Here is a 13,015-nt window from a genome sequence, read left to right on the forward strand (position 1 = left end):
CACGCGGGTGAAGGTTTCCCTGGACCTGGGGCTGCGCCCCCGAGCCCCCTCCGGCTCTGGACGGGCCTTGTCCTCGGTCGCCGGACGGGCTGAGAGTTCGGCCCTGAACGGGCCTCGTCCTCGAACGCCGGACGGGCCGGAAGCACAAGCCTCGTCCTCGAACACCCCCGGAGGGGGTGCCCCCGGGCGGGCTGGGAGCAGCCCGCCCGGTGTTCGAGGAACGGGGGTACGGGGGCGGTGCCCCCGGAAGGGTCAGTGCGCCGCCGACTCCCAGTCCGGGCCCGCGCCCACCGAGACGCCCAGGGGGACCCGGAGCTCGACCGCGGAGGCCATTTCGCGGCGGACCAGGTCCTCCACCGCGGCGCGCTCGCCGGGGGCCAGTTCCAGGACGATCTCGTCGTGGACCTGGAGGAGCATGCGGGAGCGCAGGTCCGCCTCGCGCAGGGCGCGGTCCACGTTCAGCATGGCGATCTTGACGATGTCCGCCGCCGTGCCCTGGATCGGCGCGTTCAGCGCCATGCGCTCCGCGGCCTCGCGGCGCTGGCGGTTGTCGCTGTTGAGGTCGGGCAGGTAGCGGCGGCGGCCGAAGAGCGTCGCCGTGTAGCCGGTCGCCCTCGCCTCGTCGACGACCCGGCGCAGATAGTCCCGTACGCCGCCGAAGCGCTCGAAGTACGCGTCCATCAGGGCGCGTGCCTCCGCCGCCTCGATGTTGAGCTGCTGGGAGAGGCCGAAGGCCGACAGTCCGTACGCCAGCCCGTACGACATCGCCTTGATCTTGCGGCGCATCTCCGCGTCCACCGCGGACCGCTCGACCGAGAACACCTGGGCCGCCGCCGTGGTGTGCAGGTCCTCGCCCGAGGTGAACGCCTCGATCAGGCCGGCGTCCTCGGAGAGGTGGGCCATCACGCGCAGCTCGATCTGGCTGTAGTCGGCGGTGAGGAGCGACTCGAAGCCCTCGCCGACGACGAAGCCGCGGCGGATCGCTCGGCCCTCGTCCGTGCGGACCGGGATGTTCTGGAGGTTGGGGTCCGTCGAGGACAGCCGGCCCGTCGCGGCGACCGTCTGGTTGAACGTGGTGTGGATGCGGCCGTCCGCGGCGATCGTCTTGATCAGGCCCTCGACGGTGACGCGCAGCTTCGCCTGCTCACGGTGGCGGAGCATGATCACCGGCAGTTCGTTGTCGGTCTGCGTGGCGAGCCAGGCCAGGGCGTCGGCGTCCGTGGTGTAGCCGGTCTTCGTCTTCTTCGTCTTCGGCAGGGCCAGCTCGCCGAAGAGGACCTCCTGGAGCTGCTTGGGCGAGCCCAGGTTGAACTCGTGCCCCGCCGCCGCGTGCGCCTCCTTCACCGCCTGCTGCACGGCGCCCGCGAACATCTGCTCCATCGCCTGGAGGTGGTCCCGGTCGGCCGCGATGCCGTGCCGCTCCATGCGGGCGAGCAGCGCGGACGTGGGCAGCTCCATGTCGCGGAGCAGGTCCGCCGCGCCCACTTCCTCGAGGCGGCCCTCGAAGGCCCCGCCCAGGTCGAGGATGGCGCGGGCCTGCACCATCAGCGCCTCGGCCTCCGCTCCGTCGTCCGCGCCGAAGGCGAGCTGGCCGTCGGGCGCGGCGGCGGGCGCCAGCTCGCGGTGCAGGTACTCCAGGGACAGCGCGTCCAGGTCGAAGGAGCGGCGGCCCGGCTTCACCAGGTACGCGGCGAGCGCGGTGTCCATGGTGACGCCCTCGATGGTCCAGCCGTGCTCGGCGAAGACCCGCATCGCGCCCTTGGCGTTGTGGAACACCTTGGGGCGGGCCGGGTCGGCGAGCCAGGCCGCGAGGGCCCGCTCGTCGGCCTCGTCCAGCTCGGACGGGTCGAACCAGGCGGCCGGTCCGGCGGCCGTGGCCAGCGCGACCTCGGCGACCGAGCCGGTGCCGAGGGCCCAGGTGTCGACCGTGGCGACACCGAGCGGGCCGGTGCCGTGCTCGGTGAGCCAGGCGGTCAGCTCGCCGGTGCCCAGCACCGTGCCGTCCAGCTCCACGCCCTCCGCGACGACCGGGGTGGCCTCGGCCTCCTCCGCGCCCGGGTCGACGGCGAACAGCCGCTCGCGCAGCGACGGGTTCCTGATCTCCAGGGTGTCCAGGATCATCGCCACGGCCTTGCGGTCATAAGCGGTCCGCGCCAGGTCGAGGACGCCCTTGGGCAGCTCGACGGCGCGCTCCAGCTCGGTGAGGCGGCGGTTGAGCTTGACCGCCTCCAGGTGGTCGCGCAGGTTCTGCCCGGCCTTGCCCTTGACCTCCTCGGCGCGCTCGACCAGCTCGGCGAAGGAACCGAACTGGTTGATCCACTTCGCGGCCGTCTTCTCGCCGACGCCGGGGATGCCGGGCAGGTTGTCCGACGGGTCGCCGCGCAGCGCCGCGAAGTCGGGGTACTGGGCGGGGGTCAGGCCGTACTTCTCGACGACCTTCTCCGGGGTGAACCGGGTCAGCTCGGAGACGCCCTTCGTCGGGTACAGCACCGTGGTGTGCTCGGAGACGAGCTGGAAGGAGTCACGGTCACCGGTGACGATCAGCACCTCGAAGCCCTCGGCCTCGGCCTGGGTGGCGAGGGTGGCGATGATGTCGTCCGCCTCGAAGCCCTCGACGGCGAAGCGGTCGGCGTGCATCGCGTCGAGGAGCTCGCCGATGAGTTCGACCTGGCCCTTGAACTCGTCCGGGGTCTTGGAGCGGTTCGCCTTGTACTCGGTGAACTCCTCCGAGCGCCAGGTCTTGCGGGAGACGTCGAAGGCCACGGCGAAATGGGTGGGGGACTCGTCACGGAGGGTGTTGGCCAGCATCGACGCGAAGCCGTAGATCGCGTTGGTCGGCTGGCCCGTCGCGGTGGTGAAGTTTTCCGCGGGCAGCGCGAAGTACGCGCGGTACGCGAGGGAGTGCCCGTCCATGAGCATCAGGCGGGGGCGGGGGCCGGTGGGGGGCTGGTCGGTCTTCTTCGATGCTGTGTCTGCCACGTGTCCGATCCTGCCACGTGGCACTGACAGTGGGGGGCGGGCCGTGTGCCGTGGGGTCGATTCGCCTCCTCCGCCCCTTCCCTCCCCCACTCTCGACCTCGCTCGATCGGGAGGTGCCCCCATCGTCCCCGGGGGCCGCGCCCCCAGACCCCCTTCGGCCCTGAACGGGCCTCGTCCTCAGACGCCGGACGGGCCGGAAAGGCGTGGCAGGATCGGAGGTCCACCTCATACGTGTATGTGGAACAGGAGTGCGCGATGGCAGCGAAGCCGCCCAAGGGGGATCCGGTTCAGGACGCGCCGCAGGTCGACGGGCCGAAGCATGCTGCCGCGGGGCTGCCGGCGATCGGGCACACCCTGCGGATGGCCCAGCGGCAGATGGGTGTGAAGCGGACGGCGCTGACGTTGCTCAGCGTGAATCAGAAGGACGGCTTCGACTGCCCGGGGTGCGCCTGGCCGGAGCCGGAGCACCGGCACAAGGCGGAGTTCTGTGAGAACGGGGCGAAGGCGGTGGCCGAGGAGGCCACCCTGCGCCGGGTCACCCCGGAGTTCTTCGCCGCGCACCCCGTCGCCGACCTGGCCGGCCGCAGCGGTTACTGGCTGGGGCAGCAGGGGCGGCTGACGCACCCCATGTACCTGCCCGAGGGCGGTGAGCACTACGAGCCGGTCACCTGGGAGCGGGCCTTCGACATCGTCGCCGAGGAGATCTCCGCCCTCTCCTCCCCGGACGAGGCCGTCTTCTACACCTCCGGGCGCACCAGCAACGAGGCCGCCTTCCTCTACCAGCTCTTCGCCCGCCGGCTCGGCACCAACAACCTGCCGGACTGCTCCAACATGTGCCACGAGTCGTCCGGCTCGGCCCTGTCGGAGACGATCGGCGTCGGCAAGGGCAGCGTCCTGCTGGAGGACCTCCACAAGGCCGACCTGATCATCGTCGCCGGCCAGAACCCCGGCACCAACCATCCGCGCATGCTGTCCGCCCTGGAGAAGGCCAAGGCGAACGGCGCGCGGATCGTCAGCGTCAATCCGCTGCCCGAGGCGGGCCTGGAGCGCTTCAAGAACCCGCAGACCCCCAAGGGGCTCACCACCGGCGCCGCCCTGACCGACCTGTTCCTGCAGATCCGCATCGGCGGCGACCAGGCCCTGTTCCGTCTCCTCAACAAGCTGATCCTGGACACGCCCGGCGCGGTCGACGAGGAGTTCGTGCGCGAACACACGCACGGCTACGAGGAGTTCGCCGAGGCCGCGCGCGCCGCCGACTGGGACGAAACGCTCACCGCGACCGGTCTCACGCGCGGGGACATCGAGCGGTGTCTGCGGATGGTCCTCGAATCGAAGCGCGTCATCGTGTGCTGGGCGATGGGGCTCACCCAGCACAAGCACTCGGTGCCGATCATCCGCGAGGTCGTCAACTTCCTCCTGCTGCGCGGCAACATCGGCCGCCCCGGTGCGGGCGTGTGCCCGGTGCGCGGTCACTCCAACGTGCAGGGCGACCGCACCATGGGCATCTTCGAGCGGCCCGCGCCGGCGTTCCTGGACGCCCTGGAGAAGGAGTTCGGCTTCGCGCCGCCGCGCGAGCACGGCTTCGACGTCGTACGGGCCATCCGGGCGCTGCGCGACGGGAAGGCGAAGGTCTTCTTCGCCATGGGCGGCAACTTCGTCTCCGCCTCCCCCGACACGGAGGTCACCGAGGCCGCGATGCGCCGGGCGCGGCTGACGGTGCACGTGTCGACCAAGCTGAACCGCTCGCACACCGTCACGGGCGCGCGTGCCCTGATCCTGCCGACGCTCGGCCGCACCGAGCGCGATGTCCAGGGCGGCGGCGAGCAGTTCGTGACGGTCGAGGACTCCATGGGCATGGTGCACGCCTCGCGCGGGCGCCTGGAACCGGCGAGCGGCCGGCTCCTGTCGGAGCCGGCCATCGTGTGCCGGCTGGCCCGCCGCGTCCTCGGCGAGGACGACACGGTGCCGTGGGAGGAGTTCGAGAAGGACTACGCGACGATCCGCGACCGCATCGCGCGGGTGGTCCCCGGCTTCGAGGACTTCAACGCGCGCGTGGCACGCCCCGGGGGCTTCGCGCTCCCGCACGCCCCGCGCGACGAGCGCCGCTTCCCCACCGCCACCGGCAAGGCCAACTTCACCGCCGCGCCGGTGGAGTTCCCCGAGCTGCCCGAGGGCCGGCTGCTGCTGCAGACGCTGCGCTCGCACGACCAGTACAACACCACGATCTACGGCCTCGACGACCGCTACCGGGGGATCAGGAACGGCCGCCGTGTGGTGCTGGTCAACCCGGAGGACGCGCGGGAGCTGCGGCTGGTGGACGGCGATTACGTCGACCTGGTCGGCGAGTGGAAGGACGGCGTGGAGCGCAGGGCGCCCGGGTTCCGCGTCGTGCACTACCCGACGGCGCGGGGGTGTGCGGCGGCGTACTACCCGGAGACCAACGTCCTGGTGCCGCTGGACGCCACCGCGGACACCAGCAACACCCCGGCCAGCAAGTCGGTCGTGGTGCGTCTGGAACAATCGGCGACCGACTGAGCGTTCGCTCAGCAGACAGCCGTACCGACGCACGACGAAGGAGCCGGGCCCATGGGAGAGCAGCAGCAGGTGAAGTTCCCGCAGGAGGTCATCGACGAGTACGCCGCGCTCGGTGTGGACCTGCCGGCGCTGTTCTCGGCGGGTCACCTGGGCACGCGCATGGGCGTGCAGATCCTGGAGGCGTCGGCGGAGCGGGTCGTCGGGACGATGCCGGTGGAGGGCAACACCCAGCCGTACGGGCTGCTGCACGGCGGTGCCTCCGCCGTACTGGCCGAGACGCTGGGGTCGGTGGGGTCGATGCTGCACGGCGGCAGCTCCAAGATCGCCGTCGGCGTCGACCTCAACTGCACGCATCACCGCGGCGTCCGCTCCGGCCTGGTCACCGGGGTCGCCACTCCGGTGCACCGGGGGCGGTCCACGGCGACGTACGAGATCGTCATCACCGACGAGGCGGACAAGCGGGTGTGCACCGCGCGGCTGACCTGCCTGCTGCGGGACGTCCGGCCCGGCGACGGGGAACAGGCGGCGGGCTGACGGCCGTCGGGGATGCGGAGGGCGTCCGCTCCGCATCCCCGTTGCCGTGGGGCGGCGGCCGCCCTACGGTGCGGGCATGGGACGGGGAGGCACCACTCGGACGCATCTCCTGGCGGCGCTCGTGGCGGGCCTCGTGGTGACCGGCTGCGGCGCGTCCGGTTCCGGCCACGCGTCCGGCGGGCGGACGGACACCGCGTCCGACAGGCGGACCGGCTCCGCCCCGCCGTCACCGCGCGCCACCTCCGACGAGGAGCTGTGCGCGAAGCTCGTCGGGTACTGGTCCCGCAAGGCCCTCGAAGGCGACACCTACGGCGACTACCAGTCCATGGGACTGTCCGACGGACAGTACGACATCCTGCGCGCGGCCGTGGCCGCCGCCCGTGCCACCGAGAAACGTCAAGGCGCCGAAGCCGCACGTGAGTTGATGGACCGTAAGGTGCGCGAGGGGTGCGTCGACCGGTACCGCGGCGGCAAACCGACGGGCGGACCGTGGCAATGAGCCCCATTCCCCCCGGCGGTTGATGAACCCGCAGGCCAACGCCCTTGGAGGGACAATCCGGAACTTCGGATTCAACGTCCGGTCCGGTGCGGAATCCCAGCTTTAGGTGGCCATTACATGGAATTCCCCTCCCGCCCCCCTTACCTCACTCGGGGCTTTCCGTCACCCCCTCCGCGACGGAATGAGAGAAAGCGCCGGAAACGCCGGACCCCCTTTCCCGGACGTAACTCTGTGTAATACGCGCGCAATGCGGCCACCCGCCCCGACCCCGCGGGACACGGGGCGCACCACCCCTCCCCCAGGGCCCCACAAGGCGTCTGCGGCAACGACTTCGGGTAATTACCAAAACCCTCGATACACCTGAACACACCGCGCCGGGTCCTGCGGTTTCTCACCATCCGGACAGGGCAAAACGGCGAGAATTCCGCCGTTCCCCCCAGTCAGTACCGCTCTGCAATACGTCGTGTCATAACAAGAGAGTCACAGCCTTGGCCAGACCCTCCTCCACGTTCCCCCCACCCGCTTAGAGTCACCGCCAGTCACCGCGCCAGCCCGATTGTCACGTCGGCCCAGCGCTCGACTCGGCCATTTCCATCAGGGAGCGGCCGTCAGGGGAAAGGACTGGATCGTGCGTCAACGTTCGCTCATCGCCCTCACCGCGGCACTCGCGGCGGGATCGCTCACCCTCACCGCATGCGGGTCGCGCGACGACAGCAGCAACGGCAGTGGCGGCGGCGACAAGACCACTGTTGTGATCGGCATCGACGCCCCGCTGACCGGCGACCTCTCGGCCCTCGGCCTCGGCATGCGCAACTCCGCCGAGCTCGCCGTGAAGACGGCCAACAAGGAGGAGTACGTCAAGGGCATCGAGTTCGAGCTCGAACCCCTCGACGACCAGGCGCAGCCCTCCGTGGGCCAGCAGAACGCCCAGAAGTTCATCAGCGACAAGGACGTCCTCGGCGTCGTCGGCCCGCTGAACTCCAGCGTCTCCCAGCAGATGCAGAAGCCGTTCAACGACGCCGGCCTGGTCCAGGTCTCCCCGGCCAACACCGGCACCGAGCTGACCCAGGGCGACGGCTGGAAGACCGGCAACTCGGTCCGCCAGTTCGAGACCTTCTTCCGCACCGCCACCACGGACGAGATCCAGGGTGCCTTCGCCGCCGAGTACCTCTACTCCAAGGCCGGCAAGAAGAAGGTCTACCTGATCGACGACCAGAAGACCTACGGCGCCGGTCTCGCCGCGTCCTTCAAGACCAACTTCACCAACCTCGGCGGCAAGATCGTCGGCAGCGACCACATCAACCCCGAGGACCGCGACTTCAACGCCGTCGTCGCCAAGATCAAGTCGACCGGCGCCGAGGCCCTCTACTACGGCGGTGAGTACCCGGCCGCCGCCCCGCTGAGCCAGCAGCTCAAGGACAGCGGCCAGAACATCCCGCTCATGGGCGGCGACGGCATCTACTCCGCCGAGTTCCCCAAGCTCAACAAGAAGGCCGAGGGCGACCTCGCCACCTCCGTCGGCAAGCCCGTCGAGCAGCTCCCCTCCGCCAAGGAGTTCATCGCGAACTACAAGGCCGAGAACTTCGAGGACGCGTACGAGGCCTACGGCGGCCTCACCTACGACGCCACCTGGTCGATCATCGAGGCCGTCAAGCTGGCGGTCGACGGCAACGACGGCAAGGTCCCCGCGGACGGCCGCAAGGCGGTCCTGGACGCCATGAGCAAGGTCAAGTTCGACGGCGTCACCGGCACCATCTCCTTCGACGAGTTCGGTGACACCACGAACACCCTGATGACCGCCTACAAGGTCAAGAACAACGCCTGGGCGCCCGAGTACAGCGCCTCCCCCAAGGTCGACTGAGCGAGGGGACACACAGCGGAGGAGACACCCCGCACACATTGACCCCAGGCCGCGCGGGAGCGCCCACCAGCGCTCCCGCGCGGCGCCATATCCGAACCACTCCACGGAGGCCCTGCGGTGAACGAACTGCCGCAACAGCTGGCCAATGGACTCATCCTCGGCGCGATGTACGGACTCATCGCGATCGGCTACACGATGGTCTACGGCATCGTCCAGCTCATCAACTTCGCCCACGGCGAGATCTTCATGGTCGGGGGCTTCGGGGCCCTCACCGTGTTCCTCGTACTCCCCGACGGCTTCGCCCTCGGCGCCGCCATCCCGCTCATGATCCTCGGCGGCGTCATCGTCTCGGTCGCCTTCGCCACCGCCGCCGAACGCTTCGCCTACCGGCCCCTGCGCGGCGCCCCACGGCTGGCACCGCTGATCACCGCGATCGGCCTGTCCATCGTCCTCCAGCAGATCGTGTGGATGTGGTACCCGGAGGCCAAGAAGGACCGTTCCTTCCCGCAGTTCCAGGGCGAGCCCATCGACCTGCTCGGCGCCACCGTCCAGCGCGGTGACCTCTTCGTCATCATCGCCGCCCCGCTGTGCATGCTCGCCCTCGGTCTCTTCGTGTCGAAGACCCGCTCCGGCCGTGGCATGCAGGCCACCGCCCAGGACCCCGACACCGCCAAGCTGATGGGCGTCAACACCGACCGCATCATCGTGATGGCCTTCGCCATCGGTGCCGCGTTCGCCGCGATCGCCGCCGTCGCCTACGGCCTCAAGAACGGCCAAGTCGGCTTCCGCATGGGCTTCCTGATGGGCCTCAAGGCCTTCACCGCCGCCGTCCTCGGCGGCATCGGCAACATCTACGGCGCCATGCTCGGCGGCATCGTCCTCGGCGTCGCCGAGGCCCTCGCCACCGGCTACATCGCCAACGTTCCCGGAATGGACCTCTTCGGCGGCGGCGCCTGGAAGGACGTATGGGCGTTCGCCCTGCTCATCCTCGTCCTGCTCTTCCGGCCACAAGGCCTGCTCGGCGAACGCGTCGCGGATCGGGCGTGATACCCATGACCACCAAGACTCCCACCACCGACGCCACCGCCAAGACGGCCACCGCACCGGCCGCCCCGATCGTCCCGCTGCCGCCCGCCGCGGCACGCGCCGTCGCCGCCGCCGGCTCCGCCGTCGCGTTCGTCGGCACCTTCCTCGCCTGGACCTGGACCGACGAGTTCCCCGGCAACCTCACCGTCACCGGCTACCCCGGCGGCCTGCAGGTCCTCACCCTCGTCGGCGCCCTCCTCACCCTGCTGTTCGTCCTCTCCGGCTACGGCGTCCGCGGACTGGGCTGGCTCACCCCCGGCGGCACCAACAGCCCCGTCCTGCTGACCGCCCTCGGTGTCCTCGGCACCACCGGCTACGCCATGGGCGCCATCAGCCAGGAGCTCGGCGGACTCGTCAACCTCGAGCCCGGCGCCTGGGTCTCCGGCATCGGTGCCCTCGTCGCCGTCATCGGCGCCATCGGCCTCCCGGCCGACCAGCCGTACGACGCCGACGAGCCGCACCCGGGCCTGTGGGGCCGGATCCGCCACTCCCTCACCGCCCCCGAGCCCGCCCGCGCCGAGGACCTGCCCTCCTGGGCCGAGATCCTCATCATCGCCGCCGGCTTCGGCATCGGCCTGTACGTGTTCGCGTACGGCATCGGCACCGAGTACTCCGAGCTGTTCGTCGGCTTCCTGATCATGGCCGCGTTCGGCTTCACCGCCGTCACCCGCGCCGGACTCCTCAGGCGGCTCTCGGCGCTCACCGCCAAGCACCGCAACGTCACCCTCGCCGCCGCGTTCGTCGCCGCGATCTGCTTCCCCTTCACCCAGAGCAACGACCAGTTCGCCCTCATCGGCGCGAACATCCTGATCTTCGCCACCGTCGCCCTGGGCCTCAACGTCGTCGTCGGCCTCGCCGGCCTCCTCGACCTCGGATACGTCGCCTTCCTCGGCGTCGGCGCCTACGCCGCCGCCCTGGTCTCCGGCTCCCCGCAGTCGAGCATCGGCGTGCACTTCCCGTTCTGGGCGGCCGTCCTCACCGGCGCCCTCGCCTCGCTGATCTTCGGCGTGGTGATCGGCGCACCGACCCTGCGACTGCGCGGCGACTACCTCGCCATCGTGACGCTCGGCTTCGGTGAGATCTTCCGCATCACCATGAACAACCTCAACGGCAACAGCGGACCCGACGTCACCAACGGCTCCAACGGCATCCCGAACATCCCCGACCTCAAGGTCCTCGGGTTCGACCTCGGAGTACCGCACGACGTCCTCGGCCACGAGCTCACCCGCTCCGGCAACTACTACCTGCTGATGCTGCTGTTCACGGCCGTCGTCGTCCTGGTCTTCCGCCGCTCCGCGGAATCCCGCATCGGCCGCGCCTGGGTCGCCATCCGCGAGGACGAGACCGCCGCCACCGCCATGGGCATCAACGGCTTCCGCCTCAAGCTCCTCGCCTTCGCCCTCGGCGCCTGTCTGGCCGGCCTCGCCGGCACCGTCCAGGCCCACGTGTCCTACAGCGTCACCCCCGAGCAGTACCAGTTCGCCGGCTCAGTGCCGCCCAACTCGGCCTTCCTGCTCGCCGCCGTCATCCTCGGCGGCATGGGCACCATCAGCGGCCCCCTCATCGGCGCCGCGCTGCTCTACCTGATCCCGGCCAAGCTCCAGTTCATGGCGGAGTACCAGCTGCTCCTCTTCGGCGCCGCGCTCATGCTCCTCATGCGCTTCCGCCCCGAAGGACTGGTCGCCGACCGCAGGAAGCAGCTCGAGTTCCACGACACCGGACAGCTCGACGTACCGGACGACAAGCCGCTCCCCGACGGCGCGACCGGCGTCGCGAAGGCAGGGGCGTGACCGCCATGACCACCACCGCACCCACCACCACGACCGTCCTCGACGCCACCGACGTCACCATGCGCTTCGGCGGTCTCACCGCCGTGCGCTCCGTCGACCTCACCGTCAACAGCGGCGAGATCGTCGGCCTCATCGGACCCAACGGCGCCGGCAAGACCACCTTCTTCAACTGCCTCACCGGCCTGTACGTCCCCACCGAGGGCAAGGTCTCCTACAAGGGCACCGTCCTGCCGCCCAAGCCGCACCTGGTCACCCAGGCCGGCATCGCGCGCACCTTCCAGAACATCCGGCTCTTCGCCAACATGACCGTTCTGGAGAACGTGCTGGTCGGCCGGCACACCCGCACCAAGGAGGGCCTCTGGTCCGCCCTGCTGCGGCTGCCCGGCTTCAAGAAGGCCGAGGAGGCCTCCCGCGAACGAGCCATGGAACTCCTGGAGTTCACCGGTCTCGCCGCCAAGGCCGACCACCTCGCCCGCAACCTGCCCTACGGCGAACAGCGCAAGCTCGAGATCGCCCGCGCCCTCGCCAGCGAACCCGGCCTGCTCCTCCTCGACGAGCCCACCGCGGGCATGAACCCGCAGGAGACCCGCGCCGCCGAAGAGCTCATCTTCGCCATCCGCGACCAGGGCATCGCCGTCCTCGTCATCGAGCACGACATCCGGTTCATCATGAACCTCTGCGACCGGGTCGCCGTCCTCGTCCAGGGCGAGAAGATCGTCGAAGGACCCGCCGAAGTGGTCCAGGCCGACGAACGCGTCATCGCCGCCTACCTCGGCACCCCCTTCGAAGGCGCCCCCGGCCAGGAGGAAGCCGCCGAGGTCGCAGCCGCCGAGGCGCACAGCACCACAGAAGGGGACGACAAGTGACCGCACTGCTGGAGGTCGAGGACCTCAGGGTCGCCTACGGCAAGATCGAGGCCGTCAAGGGCATCTCGTTCAAGGTCGACGCGGGCGAGGTCGTCACCCTCATCGGCACCAACGGCGCCGGCAAGACCACCACGCTCCGGACCCTGTCCGGGCTGCTCCAGCCGGTCTCCGGCCAGATCAGGTTCGACGGCCAGTCGCTGAAGAAGATCCCAGCACACAAGATCGTGTCGCTGGGGCTCGCCCACTCCCCCGAGGGCCGGCACATCTTCCCCCGCATGACCATCGAGGACAACCTCCGCCTCGGCGCCTACCTCCGCAACGACAAGGAGGGCATCGAGAAGGACATCAAGCGCGCCTACGACCTCTTCCCCATCCTCGGGGAACGCAGCAAGCAGGCCGCGGGCACCCTCTCCGGCGGCGAGCAGCAGATGCTCGCCATGGGCAGGGCGCTGATGTCCCGGCCCAAACTGCTCATGCTCGACGAACCCTCCATGGGCCTCTCGCCGATCATGATGCAGAAGATCATGGCGACCATCGCCGAACTCAAGTCCCAGGGCACCACCATCCTGCTCATCGAGCAGAACGCCCAGGCCGCGCTCTCCCTCGCGGACCACGCCCATGTCATGGAGGTCGGAAAGATCGTCCTCTCCGGCACCGGGCAGGACCTCCTCCACGACGAGTCGGTCCGCAAGGCCTACCTCGGCGAGGACTGAGGCAGAGGACCGAGGCACACGACGAGAGGCCCGGGGGCCCCCCCCAAAGGGGGGGGGGGGGGGCTCTTTTTTTTTTTGGGGCCCCCCCCCTCCCCCCCTTCTTCTTCCCGTCGTCGTCTCCGAACCCCTTCGCCACCCCCCTCATCTACACC

At 70.0% G+C, this 13,015-nt stretch carries 9 protein-coding genes; 8 read left to right on the forward strand and 1 reads right to left on the reverse strand.

The annotated features are described in order from the left end of the window. Nucleotides 1-252: 252 nt before the first annotated feature. Nucleotides 253-2,979 carry a DNA polymerase I gene (polA, locus tag ACZ62B_RS28600; RefSeq protein WP_468884216.1) on the reverse strand — a complete coding sequence of 909 codons (2,727 nt, stop codon included), beginning with the start codon at nt 2,977-2,979 and terminating at the stop codon, nt 253-255. A 255-nt stretch (nt 2,980-3,234) separates the two neighbouring features. Between polA and ACZ62B_RS28605 the strand changes: the two genes are divergently transcribed. The 8 genes from ACZ62B_RS28605 to ACZ62B_RS28640 all read left to right on the forward strand — a co-directional run bounded on the left by ACZ62B_RS28605 (nt 3,235) and on the right by ACZ62B_RS28640 (nt 12,863). After that, entirely contained in the window at nt 3,235-5,514 is a 2,280-nt protein-coding gene (locus ACZ62B_RS28605; RefSeq protein WP_344555809.1) for an FdhF/YdeP family oxidoreductase, read from the forward strand. 51 nt (nt 5,515-5,565) lie between these two features. Further along, nucleotides 5,566-6,048 (forward strand): PaaI family thioesterase, encoded by a 483-nt coding sequence (locus ACZ62B_RS28610; protein WP_073936500.1) that lies wholly within the window; start codon nt 5,566-5,568, stop codon nt 6,046-6,048. A 76-nt stretch (nt 6,049-6,124) separates the two neighbouring features. Continuing rightward, complete coding sequence (locus ACZ62B_RS28615; RefSeq protein WP_469692604.1) at nt 6,125-6,547, forward strand: hypothetical protein; 423 nt, start codon at nt 6,125-6,127, stop codon at nt 6,545-6,547. Between the two features lie 628 nt (nt 6,548-7,175). Further along, nucleotides 7,176-8,408 (forward strand): branched-chain amino acid ABC transporter substrate-binding protein, encoded by a 1,233-nt coding sequence (locus tag ACZ62B_RS28620; protein WP_468721280.1) that lies wholly within the window; start codon nt 7,176-7,178, stop codon nt 8,406-8,408. Nucleotides 8,409-8,525: 117 nt separating this feature from the next. Further along, nucleotides 8,526-9,455, forward strand: a complete 930-nt coding sequence (locus ACZ62B_RS28625; RefSeq protein ID WP_468729121.1) for a branched-chain amino acid ABC transporter permease — start codon at nt 8,526-8,528, stop codon at nt 9,453-9,455. 5 nt (nt 9,456-9,460) lie between these two features. After that, nucleotides 9,461-11,284: a branched-chain amino acid ABC transporter permease gene (locus tag ACZ62B_RS28630; RefSeq protein WP_468729119.1), complete on the forward strand. Its 1,824-nt coding sequence runs from the start codon at nt 9,461-9,463 to the stop codon at nt 11,282-11,284. 5 nt (nt 11,285-11,289) lie between these two features. After that, nucleotides 11,290-12,150, forward strand: a complete 861-nt coding sequence (locus tag ACZ62B_RS28635) for an ABC transporter ATP-binding protein (protein WP_468729117.1) — start codon at nt 11,290-11,292, stop codon at nt 12,148-12,150. After that, entirely contained in the window at nt 12,147-12,863 is a 717-nt protein-coding gene (locus tag ACZ62B_RS28640) for an ABC transporter ATP-binding protein (protein WP_468729113.1), read from the forward strand. Before ACZ62B_RS28635 ends, ACZ62B_RS28640 begins: the two co-directional genes overlap by 4 nt. Nucleotides 12,864-13,015: the final 152 nt, after the last annotated feature.

The sequence above is a fragment of the Streptomyces sp. NPDC053426 genome (genome assembly GCF_055585405.1).